This is a genomic window from Paraburkholderia fungorum (assembly GCF_900099835.1).
In the GTDB taxonomy this organism is placed as follows: domain Bacteria; phylum Pseudomonadota; class Gammaproteobacteria; order Burkholderiales; family Burkholderiaceae; genus Paraburkholderia; species Paraburkholderia fungorum_A.
The window spans coordinates 1,182,004-1,198,227 of sequence record NZ_FNKP01000003.1 but is presented as its reverse complement, the minus strand read 5'-3'; the positions used below and the strand labels follow the sequence as shown (position 1 = coordinate 1,198,227).

Genomic DNA, 16,224 nt, shown 5'->3' with positions numbered 1-16,224 from the left:
CGTTGCGCGTCTCGAATCTCATCCTTCCCGGAAGACCACAATTCAGTTAGCGATCCGAATATAAATTCGTGGTCTTCTGCAATCCATCCGGCAAATTACGAACCGAAATACACCGGCTTCGTACCGTTGTTTGCATCCACACGAATGGATTGCTTGATCTTGTGACCCACTCGCGACACGTCGCTGACAAACTCACCGCGCAGATGATGAATACCCGATGCTGATGTTCCTTCCGCAACGCCGCCGTAACCTGCATCGGCTACGTTTTCTGCATTCACACGAGCTTGCGCGGCCTCAATGTTCGCCGGGTATTTCGTATTGTCGCTAGCCGGGTTGTAGCCAGCCTTCTCGAGTTGCACCAACTGCGCCTTCACTTCTGCGCGGGTAACAGGCTGGTTCGATTGAGCGAAGGACGACACAGCAGGAATAGCGAGTGCGGCAGCAACGATAAGCGATTGAACGAGTTTCATGATATTCACCTCAAGGTTTTGTATTTCCGCAAACACCCGTTTGCGTTTCAGTGAATGCAGTCTATGCCGCAGCCCGCCTGTTATTAAGTAGCCGACGAACATAAGAGTGTTGTCGAATTTCGTCCTACCGATTGCGAACGATGGTGCGATTTCCATCGCGGCCCGAACTGCGCTGACCTGCTCATCCTGGCAGGTACGCTAATCGCCGGGGATCGCTAGTACCAGTGCAGCATTCTTCCTGAGCTAACCCGCGCCTCTGCTTGCGCGCAACGCCATCCGCAATAGCATCAGCCCCGGCATCGTCCTGCGATTCTCGCGGCAAAGACCGTGTCTGCCCGCTTACAATCCGGAGACCCTGTTGCAACGAGAGCAATCATGAACATCGAGCAATCCGTTGTCGCCGCGTTCACGCCTGCGGGCAGGCTGCGAGCGTCGATCAATCTCGGCAATCCGATTCTTGCCAATACGAATCCCGAATCCGGTGAACCTGTCGGCGTCTCGGTCGATCTTGCGCGAGCCTTTGCTGAGATGCTCGCTGTCGAACTGGAACTGGTGGTCTTCGATACAGCGGGCAAATCCGTTCAGGCGGTGAGTGAAGAGCGTGCGGATTTCGGCTTCTTCGCAATCGATCCATTGCGTGGCGAAACTATCGCGTTCACAGCGCCCTACGTGTTGATCGAAGGCTTCTATCTTGTGCGCGACGAATCGCCTATTCAATCGAATAGCGATGTCGATCAGGCTCACAATCGTGTCGCCGTCGGCAACAAGAGTGCTTACGACCTGTTCCTGACGAGAGAACTGAAGGCCGCACAGATTGTTCGCGCGCCGACATCACCCGCCGTCGTTGCAACGTTCCTCGACCAGAATCTGGAGGTCGCTGCGGGCGTGAAGCAGCAACTCGAAGCAGACGCACGCAAGACCGCAGGACTCCGCCTGCTCGATGAGCGGTTCATGGTGATCCAGCAGGCCATGGGAACGCCGAAGAGCCGAGGCAGCGCTGCGGCAGACGTGCTGAGCGCCTTTGTCGAAGAAATGAAAGCGTCGGGATTCGTGGCCCGCTCGCTGTCGCGACATGGAATCGACGGTGCATCGGTTGCGCCGCCTTTTGAATGACCCAATCAGAACGCTATAAGTGACGTAGGTTCGCGCCCGCCCGTCCCGATCCTCTCGAACCCGGCCAGTCGATCGTATTCTGCGGTATCAATCCCGGCATTTCAGGAAAGTCCTGTGATTCGCCCTCGCGCGTAACGACGAGCGCCGCCTCTACAAACTCTACCGCCGCAATTCCGACAAGATCGCCTCGGCGAGAAACTCGCAGGGCGGCCGCTTCGACCCCGTGCTCCGCGCCAGCACCATCTCGAGCGCGTCGATTTTCGGCAAGCCTTGCGCCTGTCCGAGCACCACAAAGTGCGCCGGCACTGCGCAACGTGCCAGCGACACCACGGCAAGCCCCGCCTCGGCCATCGAAATCAGCCCCAGCAGGCTCGGGCTTTCATACGAGGTCCGGTAGGTAATCTTCGCGCGCTCAAGACTGCGGATCGCGTTTTCGCGCGCGACACTGCCGGGCAAAAAGACCGCAATCGGCAGCGGCCGCTCCTGCCAGATTTCATGTGCGCTCGGCGCAGCCGCCCACTCCATCGGCTCGAAGCGGATGAATTCGCCCGACAGACCCTTCACACGCGTCGCGCAGACGAGATCGACGGAGCCGTCCTTGACCATTGGCGCAAGCGCGACGCTCGGCAAGCCGACCACCTGAATTTCCACTTTCGGATAAGTGACGGAAAACTTTTTGAGGATCGGCGGCAGCAGCGACGACGCGTAATCGTCCGGCACGCCGATACTCACGCGCCCGGTCACGTCCGGCCGCACCACGGCCGCCCACGCTTCGTCGCGCAGCGCGAGCATGCGGCGGGCGTACGTCAGCAGCACCTCGCCGTCCTGCGTCGGCACGACATTGCGGGGCTTGCGGACGAACAGCGGCTTGCCGAGCGCCGTCTCCAGCGTCTTGATCTGCATGCTGACGGCGGACTGCGACCGATGCACGACTTCCGCCGCCCGGCTGATGTTGCCGGTGTCGGCGACGGCGACGATCATCGCCATCACGTCCAGGTCGAGCGCTTTCATTGATTGGTATCAGAAAAATTGATAGTTCCGATCAATATTACGCGATTTTCTAAATTTATGACATCGGGCATATTGGCGGCAAAAGGAGCCTCCCCAAAATGAACGCCCGTACCGACCACTCAGTGCTTGCCGTAGCAGATCTGTCGTTTGCGACCATCGGATCCGGCATCAGCGTGCCGTACGTCGAGTGTGGACAGGGCGAGCCGCTGGTCTTCGTGCACGGCTCGCTGTGCGACTACCGCTACTGGGAGGCCCAAACGGCGGCGCTGTCCGAGCATTTCCGCTGCATCTCGGTCAGCCTGAGCCACTACTGGCCGGCGAGCGAAGCGGTGATCCAGAGCGAGTTCGGCTGGCAGACTCACGTTGCCGAACTGGCCGAGTTCCTCGAGGCGATCGATCTTGGGCCCGTCCATCTGGTCGGCCATTCGCGTGGCGGTAACGTGGCGTTTCAGGTCGCGCGCGAATTTCCGCGCCTCATCAAATCGCTGACGCTTGCGGACCCGGGCGGTCCGCTGCAAATCGACGGGATGCCGGACGCGTCGCTGCCGAGCGCGACCAACGTGTTGCGCGCGCGCGTCGTCGAACTGATCGAGGACCAGCAGGTCGACGCAGGGCTGGAGCTTTTCGTGGATTCGGTGAGCGCGCCCGGTTCATGGCGCAAGAGTTCGATCGCGTTTCGTACGATGGCGATCGACAACGCGAGCACGCTGCCCAAGCAGCTTCGCGACCCGCTGCCCGCTTTTTCGCGCGATGCGGCACGCGACATCAAATGCCGGACCTTGCTGATCGAAGGGCAAAGAAGTCCGCGCATGTTCCGCAACAACGTCGAAAAGCTCGCCGAGTGGATCGACCAGGCGTCGCGCGAAACGATCGCCGGTGCATCGCACGGAATGAATGTGTCGAATGCCGGTGCGTTCAACCGGCTGGTGCACGCGTTCGCGAGCTTCTAAGCGCATTCTCTGCGCGGTCAGTCTGCGGGCCGGTGGTATCGGCCCGCGTTCGTCCGCCGCGTTCAGTTGCCAGGCTCAGCCGGCGCTACCTCAAGAACCCGAAATCGCAGCCGTCGTCGGCTTGCAGAATCTCCCGCTCGTATAACTTCGCATAGCCGCGTTGCGCCTTCGATGCCGCACGCGGCGGTTGCGCTGCGCGCCGCCGTTCGAGTTCGTCGTCCAAGACCAGCAACTCCAGCTTGCGCTGCGCGACGCTGAGCCGGATCCGGTCGCCGTTCTGTACGAGTCCGAGCGGGCCGCCGGAAGCGGAGTCGGGCGTGATATGCAGCACGATCGTGCCGTACGCGGTCCCGCTCATTCGTGCGTCGGACATGCGCACCATGTCCTTCACGCCCGCGCGCGCGAGCTTGCCGGGAATCGGCAGATAACCCGCCTCGGGCATCGCCGAATCACTGGTCGGCCCGGCGTTGCGGAGCACCAGAAAGTCTTCGGCGGTCACGTCCAGATCGTCGCTGTCGATGCGGTTCGCGAGGTCTTCCAGCGAATCGAACACGACCGCGCGCCCTTCCTTCTCGAACAGTTTCGGGTCCGCTGCCGAGCGCTTCATGATCGCGCCGCGCGGCGCGAGGTTGCCGAACAACGCGACCAGCCCGCCGTTCTCGCGCACCGGGTCGTTGAATTCGCGGACCACCGCATGGTCGACCCAGCTCACGTCATGCAGACGGTCGCCGAGCGTCTCGCCGGTCACCATCCGGCAATCCAGATGCAGCAGGTGTTTGATCTCGCGCAGTATCGCGGGCACACCGCCGGCCGCGTACAGGTCTTCCATGTAGTGCTCGCCGGTCGGCTTCAGGTTGACCAGCACGGGCGTGGTGTCGCTCAATTCGTTGAGCCGTTGCAGATCGACCTTCAGACCGAGCCGCCCGGCAATCGCGGCAAGGTGGATCACCGCGTTCGTCGAGCCGCCGATCGCCAGCAACACGCGCAGCGCGTTTTCAACGGAGTTCGCCGTGATCACCTCGCTCGGGCGGATCGGATGGCCGATCAGGTCGAACGCCGCGCGCCCGGTTTCCTCGGCGATCCGCAAGCGGTCTGCATCGACCGCGGGGCAGGCGGCGCTATTCGCGGGCATCATGCCGAGCGTTTCGGCGATGATCGCCATCGTGCTCGCCGTGCCCATCACCGCGCACGTGCCTGCTGTCGATGCGAGACGCCGCTCGACCACGTCGATCTCCTGCGCATCGATTTCGGTCGCGCGAAATTTGGCCCAGAAGCGGCGGCAGTCGGTACATGCGCCGAGCCGCTCGCCTCGATGACGGCTCGTCGACATCGGCCCCGCCACCAGTTGAATCGCGGGAATATTCGCCGACGCCGCGCCCATCAACTGCGCAGGCACCGTCTTGTCGCAACCGCCGAGCAGCACGACCGAATCCATCGGCTGCGCGCGCGTCATTTCCTCGACATCCATCGACATCAGGTTGCGGAATTTCAAACTGGTCGGCGTGAGAAAGGTTTCGCCCAGCGAGATGGTGGGGAATTCGATCGGCAAGCCGCCCGCGGCCAGCACGCCGCGTTTGACCGCGTCGATCATCTCCGGGAAGTGGCGGTGGCAATTGTTGAAGCCGCTCGCCGAATGCGCGATACCGACAATCGGCCGGTCGAGCATTTCGCGGCTATAGCCCATCGAACTGGCGAACGTGCGGCGCAGGTAGACGCTGAATTCGCGGTCGCCGTAATTCGTCAATCCGCGTGCAAAACCCACGGGGGCCGAACCTGCTTTCGGGTCTTTGTCTTTCTTCTGATCGCTCATCGAGACACTCACTGAAGACGAAACTGGATGTATGTCGGTTCGAGGTAATCGCGAATGCCCAACTGTCCCCCTTCCCGCCCGATGCCGCTCTCCTTCGCGCCGCCAAACGGAATTTCCGGTGACGCGAGCAGCATGTCATTCATGTCTACCTTACCCGATTCCAGCGCTACGCTGATGCGGGTTGTGATGCCGAACGGGTTTGATGACGCGTTGTGAGCGCGCCCGTCGATGCGCGCCGCCACTTGCCATCGATGAGCAAGCCATCGTCGTCATACACAAGGGAACTCGTTAAGCGCCAGCTCTGCTAGAGCGTCTGCCCACCATACAGCTTCTCGACCTCCGGCACCCACGGACCAACATTCCAGCGGCCATAAGCGCCCATACCGCCTTCGTCGAGACGTCCCCAATAGACCGGCACGTGAACCACCGACAAACCGTCGTGCCGGTACGCTTCGTCGAGCGCCGCCTCCAGTTCTTTCGCGGACCATCCGCCGAACAAACCTTTCACGCCGGTCACCGAATTCGCCATTGCCACGAAGTCGACGCGCACATCGTCGTTAGTGCCGAAGTCGGGGCCGTACTGCGCGACCTGCAACGACGAAATCGCGCCCATGCGACGGTTGTCGAACAGCACGAGCATGCCCTTCACGCCGTGCACGACCGCGTCGATCAGAATCTGCGGATTCATCATGAACGAGCCGTCGCCGGTGAACGCCATCATGTAGCGGCTGTGGCTCGCGAACGCGCCCGCGAGCAGGCCGCTTGCGGCAAAGCCCATGTACGACGCGCCGCTTTCGGTGAACGTGTCGTCGGGGTGATCGTCTTCGGCCAGTTGGAAACCGTTGGCCTGCACGTCGCCTGCATCGAACAGCTTGACTGCGCCGATGCGCTTTGCAAACGAAGCGGCCGTGTAAATCGCGCTCGGCTGGGTCAGCACCTGCCTGCCCCATGCAGCGTCCATCAACGTCGCGCCGCTCACGCGTGCACGCTTTAACGCGGTCCATTCGGCCTTTTTGGCGACGCATGCGTCGAGCCAGTCGCGACTCACGAGTTGCTTTCTCGCGCGCCGCTGCAACGCAACGATCAGACCGTCGACCACCGCGCCAATATCGCCGGTCAGAGCAACTGTGTGGTTGTAGTGATTCGCGTCGTGAATATCGCCGTTGATGTTGATGACCGCTTCGGCCATCGGATAACCCGTGCCCGAACAGTCCGCCTGGCAGACCGCGCGCGAGCCGACCGCAATCAGCAACGTAGCGTTTTCCATCGCGTGATTGCCGGACACCGAACCTTTGCTGCCGCCCACATGCATGTTGCGCGGATGCGCATCGGGCAACACGCCCAACGAATTCGGCGACAACACCACCACCGCGCCAGCCACATCGGCCAGACGCTCGAGTTCGGCGCCATAGCGGCGCGCACCGCCGCCCGCTTTAATCACGATCCGTTGATGACTTTCGATCAACTCGCACGCGGCGTCGTAAGCGTCGCTGCGTGCGGGAGCGAGTACCGGCATCAGCATGCGTTCCGGCAATGCGTCTACACGCAACTGCACGCGTTTCGGCTGAACGTTGATCGGCAGCATCAGAAAAAACGGGCCCGCGAAATAGGGACGATGCACGGTTTCCGTGCCGCGCCGCATTGCGTCACGTAGCGCTTCCGGCGTATGCAGCGTGTAAGCCCCGCTCATCGTTTCAGTCAGACGCAGAAACTGGTTCTGCCGGGGGCCGGGAATCTGCTGCATGTTGTAGCCTTCGCCGTGCGTGGTTTCGTCGCCGTAGATGTGATAGACGCCCACGCCGTTCGACGCCGTTGCCAGCGATCCGGCAAAGGCCTGCAATGCGCCCGGCCCGATCGACGTCACGACAGCCGGTGTTTCGCCGAACACCCACGCGAGCGCGGTCGCCGCATGCGCCATCGCGACTTCGTTGCGGCAAGGGAAAAACCGCGTGACGCCCTCTTCGGAATAGATACGCAGGATGTTGCCGAGGTCGGTCGTGCCGTGCCCCAGAATGCCGAGATATTTGCTCACATTCTGACGCAGCAACGCGAGCACGAGCGCTTCGGAAACGGTCACATCGAGCGACGCATTCAGCGTGCCGGCGGCAATGGCGTTCATCACGCCGCCTGCATTTGCAATCGCGCGCGCACGATGCCGCACCTCAACCGCTGCGGCGCTTTCCGGCACCTCGGGTGCGTCGCGCGATTGCGGCTGGGCGATGGAAGTTTGCCCGGCCGTCATGCGCGACTCCGTTTGCCCGACATGATCATCTCGACGATCTCGCCCTGACTGGTCTGCGCCGTGATCAGCTCGCCGGCCTTCTGTCCGCGATACATCACGGCGATCCGGTCCGTTACCGCGAGCACATCGCTCATGTTGTGCGTGATATAGATCACCGCGACGCCCTGATTCGCGAGCGAGCGCGTCAACTCCAGCACTTTGTTCTGCTCGGGCACGCTAAGCGCAGCGGTCGGCTCGTCGAGAATCACCAGGTTCGCTTTCCAGCGAATCGCGCGCGCAATCGCAACCGCCTGGCGCTGACCGCCGGACAAGCTATCCACCGAGACTTTCAGCGACGGAATATGAATATCGAGCCGGTTCAGCGTCTCGCGCGCGTCGGCATGCATCGCCTTGTTGCGCAGCACCTTGATGAGCTTCGGAATCAGCGTCGTGGTGATTTCTCGGCCAATGAAAAAGTTATCGGTGACACCGAGATTGGGCACCATCGCCAGATCCTGAAACACGGTCTCGATGCCGAGTTCGTGCGCGACTTTCGGCGCGGAGATATCGACCGATTGCCCGTTGCACCAGATCTCGCCGGAACTCAGCGAATGCACCCCGGCCAGTACCTTGACGAGGGTCGTCTTGCCCGCGCCGTTGTCGCCGAGTAGCCCCAGTACCTCGCCGGAATGAATGTCCAGGTCGACGTTGCGCAAAGCCTCGACGCCGCCAAAGCGCTTGCCGACCGAACGCAGTTGCATGAAGGGTTGAGCGTGTTCTGATCGCATGTCATGGGTCCTGTCGGTGCGGTCACAGCGTGGTCACGGCATCGTCACACGTCGAGCCGCGCGAGAAACGCACGGCTTTCGTCGAGTATCTGCTGCTCGCTCAACTCGAATCCGTAGACCTGTGCCTCGTATTCCACCGACAACGCGCCGTCATAGCCAATCTCACGCAAGGCGGCAACTAGCGCTTCAAAATCGATTCCGCCGTTGCCCAGCGGCGGAAATGAGAAATCGGGGAAATGACCCGCGCCGTCTTTCATATGCACATGGGCAATGCGGTCGCCGAAACGATTGACGATTTCCAGCGGATTCGCGCCCTGCACCGCGATCTGGCTCGGATCGAAGTTCACCTTGAACGGCACGCCGGGCAGATCGGCGACAAGCTGCGCGTAATCGTCGGCGCGATGAAACAGATGGCCCGCAATCGCTTCGATACCCACGTCGACATCCAGCGACGACGCGTGCTCGACCACTTCCGCCACCGCGTCGGCGAACCAGCGCCAACCGGTATCCTCGCTCGTGCTGGTGGCGAGCGGCCCCGAAAGAATGTGGATGTAGCGCGTCTCCATCTCCACCGCTAGCTGGCTACATCCCTTCACGAAGTCGATTGCATCGCGGCGGCGTTGCGCATCGGGATGCAGCATTGGAATATGCGCACCCACCGCCGCCACTTTCAGATCGGCCGCACGGATCGCTTTGAGCACGCCCGCGCGTTCCTGAGGCGACGTGTCCGGCGTGATGTGCGCGTCGGCCCACGGCAAGGTTTCCGCATTCAGCTCGATGCCCGCGTAGCCCGCGCGCTTCACCGCGCCCACCACTTCGGCGAGCGTGCGCTTTGGCAGCCCCACCGTATGAAATGCTGCGTACATGTGCTCTCCTCCGCTCGGCGACGTTCGCGTCGCTGTGTCCGTTATGCGTACGTCAATACGACGGTAGATTGAACGGCGCGTCGACGGGTAACGGCAGATCGACCCAGCGCCCTTCGTTCTTCGAGATATACGCGCCCTGCACGACTTCCTGCGCGCGCAATCCGTCGATACCCGACGCGAGCGGCACCGTGCCCTCGTGAATGCATTGGCAGAACGCAGCGAATTGCCCGGAATAAGGGCTTTTACGTGGCGGGAATATCTTGATCCACCCGCCTTCAAATGTGTTCCACCATGCGTCCGGGTAATGCGCTTCCCGCAGAACGTCGGGCAATTCGGCGGCTTTGCGCTCGGTGTAAATGGCAAGCGGCGCGGCATGAAAAGGATTGAGCGTTTCGCTCGCAATGTGAATCGAGCCTTCGGTGCCGTACAGATCCGTGCCGTCGCCAATCGCGGGCGAATAGCGATCCGACGACAGGCCGCCGCGCGCGCCGTTCGCGAAGCGCGTCAACAGCCACACATTGTCATCGACTTTTTCCGGCAGCACGTGATGCGAGAGTTCGGCGAACACGCCCGTGATATCGCCCACCAGATGACGCGCGAGGTCGATGCGGTGAATCGTCAGATCGATAATGGTCGCGCCGCCCGACTGCGCGAGGTCATAGCGATAACGCGACGCAGCGGGATACGCCGACGCTTTCTCCGATACACGTTAGTTTTGAGTATTGACATAAATACTAATTAGTCACACTCTATAGACATAGTCGCAATTTCCTTTCTGATCGGATCAGCATCGAGGGTCCGTGACGACCACGCGTTTATGAATCGGATTTCCCATGAAACTAACGACCGGGGAGTGCCCAAAAGACTTTCTGCGGGGGGCTGATGGCGCGGCTTGAAACAGTGAGTTTTCGACCACAACGTGTTCGGGTTATTGACGGCGAAGTCGACTGGGCGCCTGTGAACCACGGCAGACCAATTCCCCGACTACCAATGATCTTCTGGAATACGGGAGACCCTTGGAGGGAAGCAAACGTTTGGATGCTCGAAGCCGCAACTGACGGACATGTTGACATCCGCACAGTCCAATCCCGCGCAGCGTCACTACTGGCGTACGCGAACTGGCTTGAGTCCACCAACACCGATTGGTGGGATTTCCCAATGCAACGGGCGAAACGCTGTCTGGTTCGTTACAGGGGGCACCTTGTCGATTTGCGGCGGACCGGTGTCCTAGCGCCCTCAACCTCATCCCAAAGGATGCGAACGGCAATCCAGTTCTATCGATGGCTGCGAGCCAACGCACTACTTTCTACAACTTGGCCCATGTGGCAGGAACGTATTGTTGGAATTCATATCCCGGACCCTACCGGATTTGAACGCACTATTGGTGTTCTTACCACCGATTTGAGCATCCCAAACCGCCGACCGGTAGGTGTGCGTCTCGAATTCGGTCTACTGCCGATTCGCGCCGAAGATCGCAACGATGCTCTCAAACTCGCAAATGACCACGCATCCGAGGAACTCTATCTAATGCTTATGCTTGGATTTTTTACCGGCATGCGCATCGGTACGATTGCAGATCTCAAGGTTCAAACGCTGGATAATGCAGTTCCCGATCCTGCGGCACGTCATTTTTTTAAAATAACAGTAGGGCCCGGCGCACATCCTCCAGTCGCGGTTAAACTCGGTGTCACTGGTCAGATTTCACTTTCATCGCTTTTACTAAACAGGCTGCGCGATTATGCAACGGGAGCTAGACGACTAAAGCGCGAGATAAAAGCTTCACTTCAAAACAAAGATCTTTTGTTCTTAACTCGATTCGGCAACTCTTTTTGTCAAAACGGTGTAAATAACAGCAACGCAATTAATGTCGAGATGCATTCATTTAGAGAAAAAGCAAAATCGTCCGGCCTGAATGCATTACGTGATTTCCACTTTCATCAGAGCAGATGCACCTTTGCGACCGAGCTCGCGAGACTGGCAATCCGCGTCGGAGGTTCGATGTTTGCTATCTCAATGGTCAAAAGAGCATTGCTGGTGAAATCCGAGTCGACCGCGCTTCACTATATACGCTTTGTCGAAGAAACGCCCATCAAGGAACAAGCTGCGAATGATTTCACCCGTGAATTTTTAGGCCTTGTCCAAGGCAGTGAAGGAGCAACTAATGGCAAAATCCCGTGTTCCTGACCTCACTTTCCCCGAAGCGAAATTCAACGCGCACCAAATTCCATGGGATCTGTCTTATATGTTATATAAGGATGCCGCCGGGATACCAGCAAGAGAGTTTGGCGCACTGGGGAATAGACAACGAGGTACTCTTCTCGAAAAGCGCCAACCACTTGTTTTCAGACTCCATCAAATCCTGCAGGCCAAGATTGTATCAGGCACTAGCCGCGCAACTCTTGATCATTATCTTTATGCGCTTCGTATTTTTTTCCGCTGGGCAGATGCCTTCAATATAACGCCGACAATCGCGTCGGTAGAAGGAGACTTTCTGCATTGGTCCGAACATCTGTTGCAGCAGCCATCTTCGACAAGATCGATTCAAACAGCGTATGACTATGCACGAACACTCGGCAATCTATTTGACGAACTGTGTGATAGCAAAGTAAAGCTACTAAGTCGGACGCACTTCCCACGTAAGTCCCTCATGTCCTCAAAGAAGAAAACAATTGGAAAAGAAACGGATAAGCAAAATATTTCCGACACGTTTGTCTTCGGGCGATTTTTGATTGACGTAATAAATGGGCTTACCGCAGAGGCCATTTTCGGCGATCTTCCGGTACGGATTCGCCTGAGGAGCGGCCAGTCGCTTGAAGAATGGTCCGGACTTATGCCTGCAGAAAATGTCAAATCTTTATCTTCAACCGCCCCGTCTTGGGATCGCCGAAGAATAACCGAGAAGCGAAAAAAATGGAACGATGACAGATCGCTTCGTACCCGACATACATTAACCACACTCAGAGTGGAAGCTGAACTGTTGACTTTCATGGCCTGCTCAGGAATGAATCTTTCTCAGGCTCGAACACTTCAAGTCGGGCAATTTAACTATGCATCGAGCCACAATGGGTATGAGGTTCGCCGAATTTTCAAAGATCGTCGTCGCGGTGAAGTCGAATTTTCTATTTATAGCGAATACCGACATATCTTTGAGCGCTATCTAGAATGGCGTAAGGCCGTGTTTCCAACAGATGAACGTTTATTCCCTCGATGGAACTACCACGGCAAATCAGACGCCGCCGACACTCCCTTTAATTCGGTTCGAACGCGGTGCAAACGATTAGGCATTAAATTTTGTGGTGCACAGATTCTCCGCAATACTCAAATCAATTGGCTACTACGCCGAACGTCCGACACCAAATTGACAGCGGAAATGGCTCAACACGCGGAACAAACACTCATACGCGTCTACGAGAAACCCAATCATCAGCGTGCAATAAACGAAATAAGTCGATTTCATTCTATTTCTGACCCCGCTATGGCAGCTGCCGGGCCCGGCGTGTGCGCCGGTAAAAAACCCGAACCATTCGATGAAAGTCCCTCAGATGCACCAAAACCAGATTGCGTAAGCCCCGCAGGCTGCCTGTTCTGCCAGCATCAAAGAGACCTAGATACGGAAGATCACGTGTGGTCGCTTGCCTCCTATCGCTATCTTAAATCGCTGGAACTTTCAAAGTATCGCCCGCCCCAGAAAGACAATGCACAACACCCTGCTAAAGCTGCAATTGATAGATTGAGCGAAAAGCTCAAGGTGATACGAGAGATCGACTCACGCAGGAACGAATGGGTCGAAGAAGCTTCGACACGCGTAGTAGAAGGAACATACCACCCCGCATGGGATGTGTTCATCCAATTGACGGAGAATCGCAATGGGTATCAAGATTGACCGACTTCGCCTCGCTGTGCAATCACCGCTCATCAACGAAAGTAGCGAAAATTTTCGCCCTGCGACTTGGCCGCCTGCGGATGACTTTCCAATCGTTATTGACAAAAATGGCATCGTCGTTAGTCGTTACGGTGACGCCAAATGGGACCTTTCGTGCTGGGAAGGCCGTCCATTAACCATCAGCTTCAATGGGGGAGCAACGTCAAATAGCAGAGGAATTATTTCACCGGAAAATGCGCGTCTACTTCGTCAAGTATCGGCATGGCTATTTTTTGGTCGACGTAGCGTGAGCAGGGCTACAACTATTGTAGAGCATATAAAATTTATAAAACCCTTCTTCATCCTGTGCTCTCAGGAAAACATTCTTGCGTCTGCACTCTATCGTTTCCCCGCTGTCGTCGATAAGGCAGTGAATCTAGTTCAGAAATCTCGTGCTGAAAGCATTTTGTCTCTGCTACACACTTTATTCGAACGCAGAAGCGAGATCGGATTCACGCTTTTTGACAGAGAGGGCTTGAGACGGATCGCGGCGGGAATTTCGGACCACGAGAACCAGCAAACCGCTTATATCCCTTCACGAATTTGGACCTATCAACTTTCAAGACTTCGCTTGTTCCTCGACGATTTCTTGTCGCATCAAGAACAAATCGAAAATCTCTATCACTTCTGTCTCGGTGCGTACTCAAAAAATTATGGGTCATTGCAAGCGGCTTACGCTGACGATCGAAATCCCCATTTGCTCCCATTTACAAAAAGCACTCGCACCCCAGCTCACATATATTACGGGACATTCGGCGACGCAGCACGCAAGTTTGGCGTCGACGGAATTTTGCAACGATGGTGCGCCCTCCCCGGGCAGTCGTTAAGAGATCTTCGCATTAGCACATTCGGTAGCTACTTTAGCAATATCCAGAGAGCAAGTATCGCGTATCTAATTAATTTTTCCTTAATGCGCATAAACGAAGCATGTGCTCTTCGATCAAACTGTTTGCAAATCGAAGACGACCCATCCTTCGGGGCAATTTATCTTTTATGTGGTCCGACTGCAAAGTCGATCCAAGACGATGATGCTCGATGGGTTACTTCGCCGTCCGCCAAAATCGCGGTCGACGCTGCAAATGTTGTTGCTCGTCTTCGACTGGAAGCCGCCAAAGGCTGTTCCGGCGTTCTGGACGATCCGAAGGCGTTTGATAATCCGCCATTGCTTACGCGCTCATACGAGCCATGGGCCATGGGCCCTAGTAAGTCGTCCATCAGTCTTCGATTTAAAACTCCGAACTATGGAACGCTGATTGAGAACTGTCGGAACCTCTTTGATCCCGAAGTTTTACGCATCACAGAATCCGACTTGGAGATTGCGAGACGTGTCACGCCGACGCTGGACGGCGAAATTTTTGCAGTCGGAAAAATTTGGCCTTTAGCTTGGCATCAATTGCGGCGTACCGGCATGGTCAACATGCAAGCGTCGGGAATCGTTTCCGAAGCATCAGCGCAGTATCAAGCCAAGCATGCTTGCAGATCAATGTCTCTCTATTATGGACAAGGCTTCTCGGAAGTCGCGTTAAATGAGTCTGCTCGGAAGGAATACATCCGGACGATGTACGAAATGATGGGCAAGGAAATCCGTCAACTGTTCTCCGATCGCTTTCTCAGCCCGTACGGGTCCGAACGTAAGGCCGAAGTGCTGCGATTGTTAGATCCAAAAGATGCCAAAAATCTTGTACAAGCAGGCAAGACCGGTCAGATATCCTGCAGACAAACTTTGTTGGGCGTCTGCACCCGTCGAGGTCCTTGTGAATACGGCGGCATCGACAATATTATTAGATGCGGCGGTGGCGACGGGCGTGGCGCGTGTAATGATGCGCTCATAGATTTTCAACAATTAGAGCCAATTTCGGCGTTCGTTCAGATTGTAGATGACCGGATCGCCGATACTCCCGCAGATAGTCCTTTATACAGATCGCTAATCGCGCAGAAGCGCGCTTTGGAGAATGCAATTGCCATCCTCACAAAAAAAAAGCAAAGTTGAGAATTCAACCGCAGAACAATTGTTCAGGCACGCTTTTACTCGCTTGAAAGAAAACCGACCGGAACATCTTCCAAAGGGAAGTCCGGTATCTCAAAACAATGTTGCGAAAGAGGCCGGCCGTGACCCGTCAGCTCTTAGGAAATCCCGTTATCCCACCCTCATTAATGATATCCAGAGATGGTTGCGGGATCCTACTCACGAAACTTCTCCATCAAAACGGAAAATAGATCTTGCAAAGAGGAGTCAGAATCGTGATTTCAAGAAGAGACTTGAGGAGATCAAACTTCAAAGGGATCAAGCTGTTTCCAGGCTCGTGGAAGCCGATGCTAAAATACTTGAATTGGCATTGGAAAACGCTGACTTGATTGCGAAAATCGAGATATTGGAAGGACCGTCTACACCGTCTAACGTTACCAATTTTCGAGGAAGAAACGCGAACAAGAAGTAAAGTTTCTCGATAGATCAATTTCTTAATGGAAAAAATCGACTTGGCCGCCCAATTGAACTGTTGAAAAAGCGGAACGAGAGCAGAGCACGAATTCGATCACAGCACAGATTCAGGAGCAATTCTCGCTCCGCGGGCGATTCATTGATCTAGATCGCCCTGCAGACTGTGCCGCTGCAATCAAATCGGATTAGCGATCGTCGTAGCTGTCGAATATCGGAATCAAACCACAAATAACAGGATCGTCCCACTTGGATTGAATTTTGCCGCGATAACGGGGGGTTATCGCGGCCTCGCCGTATCGCCGACCGGGCTATAGAGGCATGCACACCTAGCCCAAGCATCTCAAAAAATCTGCTGACTTGAATTATGTGAAATCGTGAGAAACGTTTGTTCACATCAAATCGAAGTTCGTTCTCTCTTACGCGCAGACGGTGGGGACGACCCCATGTGCAAACGAAGTCAACTGTCCGACGGCGAGAGCTCGCTTGACGAGGTGAAACATGCAAGCGTCAACTAACGACCTGCAGTTCAGTTTGCGAGGGCGTAAAGTCCGAAATTTGACATTTTTTCGATGGCTTTTCCTGCGAGCCTTAGCCGGTTGAAATAATTCCGCTGCTAGATAATTTGGTGGTTTT

Annotated in this window: 13 protein-coding genes and 1 pseudogene; 6 read left to right on the top strand and 8 right to left on the bottom strand. The window is 56.6% G+C overall.

Annotated elements, in window-relative coordinates:
- Positions 1-95: 95 nt before the first annotated feature.
- Complete coding sequence (locus BLS41_RS34515) at positions 96-470, bottom strand: DUF4148 domain-containing protein (protein ID WP_083380274.1); 375 nt, start codon at positions 468-470, stop codon at positions 96-98.
- Positions 471-845: 375 nt separating this feature from the next.
- On the opposite strand from BLS41_RS34515, the gene BLS41_RS34510 reads away from it, so the two are divergent.
- The gene (locus tag BLS41_RS34510) at positions 846-1,583 is read left to right on the top strand and encodes an ABC transporter substrate-binding protein (RefSeq protein ID WP_074772498.1); all 738 of its coding nucleotides are present in this window, start codon (positions 846-848) and stop codon (positions 1,581-1,583) included.
- A 159-nt stretch (positions 1,584-1,742) separates the two neighbouring features.
- Here BLS41_RS34510 and BLS41_RS34505 read toward each other — a convergent pair whose 3' ends face one another.
- Entirely contained in the window at positions 1,743-2,594 is an 852-nt protein-coding gene (locus BLS41_RS34505; protein ID WP_171910383.1) for a LysR family transcriptional regulator, read from the bottom strand.
- A gap of 98 nt (positions 2,595-2,692) precedes the next feature.
- Here BLS41_RS34505 and BLS41_RS34500 point away from each other — a divergent pair, with 98 nt between their 5' ends.
- On the top strand, positions 2,693-3,544 hold the full coding sequence (locus tag BLS41_RS34500) for an alpha/beta fold hydrolase (protein ID WP_074772495.1): 852 nt from the start codon (positions 2,693-2,695) through the stop codon (positions 3,542-3,544).
- An 85-nt stretch (positions 3,545-3,629) separates the two neighbouring features.
- On the opposite strand, the gene BLS41_RS34495 is transcribed toward BLS41_RS34500, so the two are convergent.
- The 6 genes and pseudogenes from BLS41_RS34495 to BLS41_RS39275 all read right to left on the bottom strand — a co-directional run.
- Positions 3,630-5,354: a dihydroxy-acid dehydratase gene (locus BLS41_RS34495; RefSeq protein WP_074772492.1), complete on the bottom strand. Its 1,725-nt coding sequence runs from the start codon at positions 5,352-5,354 to the stop codon at positions 3,630-3,632.
- 8 nt (positions 5,355-5,362) lie between these two features.
- Positions 5,363-5,596: an aldehyde dehydrogenase family protein gene (locus tag BLS41_RS39800; RefSeq protein WP_083380233.1), complete on the bottom strand. Its 234-nt coding sequence runs from the start codon at positions 5,594-5,596 to the stop codon at positions 5,363-5,365.
- A gap of 62 nt (positions 5,597-5,658) precedes the next feature.
- Positions 5,659-7,596 carry a thiamine pyrophosphate-dependent enzyme gene (locus BLS41_RS34485; protein ID WP_083380232.1) on the bottom strand — a complete coding sequence of 646 codons (1,938 nt, stop codon included), beginning with the start codon at positions 7,594-7,596 and terminating at the stop codon, positions 5,659-5,661.
- Positions 7,593-8,363 carry an ATP-binding cassette domain-containing protein gene (locus BLS41_RS34480; RefSeq protein WP_074772489.1) on the bottom strand — a complete coding sequence of 257 codons (771 nt, stop codon included), beginning with the start codon at positions 8,361-8,363 and terminating at the stop codon, positions 7,593-7,595. Before BLS41_RS34480 ends, BLS41_RS34485 begins: the two co-directional genes overlap by 4 nt.
- A 44-nt stretch (positions 8,364-8,407) precedes the next feature.
- Positions 8,408-9,229 (bottom strand): sugar phosphate isomerase/epimerase family protein, encoded by an 822-nt coding sequence (locus tag BLS41_RS34475; RefSeq protein WP_074772487.1) that lies wholly within the window; start codon positions 9,227-9,229, stop codon positions 8,408-8,410.
- 52 nt (positions 9,230-9,281) lie between these two features.
- Positions 9,282-9,893 (bottom strand): annotated as a pseudogene (locus tag BLS41_RS39275) (Gfo/Idh/MocA family protein); the annotation flags it as partial.
- 656 nt (positions 9,894-10,549) lie between these two features.
- On the opposite strand from BLS41_RS39275, the gene BLS41_RS34465 reads away from it, so the two are divergent.
- From BLS41_RS34465 to BLS41_RS38150, 4 genes are read left to right on the top strand one after another with little or no spacing between them, the layout of a single operon-like run.
- Positions 10,550-11,413, top strand: a complete 864-nt coding sequence (locus BLS41_RS34465) for a site-specific integrase (RefSeq protein WP_171910382.1) — start codon at positions 10,550-10,552, stop codon at positions 11,411-11,413.
- The gene (locus BLS41_RS38735; protein ID WP_074772478.1) at positions 11,391-13,112 is read left to right on the top strand and encodes a site-specific integrase; all 1,722 of its coding nucleotides are present in this window, start codon (positions 11,391-11,393) and stop codon (positions 13,110-13,112) included. The genes BLS41_RS34465 and BLS41_RS38735 overlap by 23 nt, the downstream gene beginning before the upstream one ends.
- Positions 13,096-15,141 (top strand): hypothetical protein, encoded by a 2,046-nt coding sequence (locus tag BLS41_RS39795; RefSeq protein WP_253189879.1) that lies wholly within the window; start codon positions 13,096-13,098, stop codon positions 15,139-15,141. The genes BLS41_RS38735 and BLS41_RS39795 overlap by 17 nt, the downstream gene beginning before the upstream one ends.
- Positions 15,110-15,589 (top strand): hypothetical protein, encoded by a 480-nt coding sequence (locus BLS41_RS38150; RefSeq protein WP_216350639.1) that lies wholly within the window; start codon positions 15,110-15,112, stop codon positions 15,587-15,589. Before BLS41_RS39795 ends, BLS41_RS38150 begins: the two co-directional genes overlap by 32 nt.
- Positions 15,590-16,224: the final 635 nt, after the last annotated feature.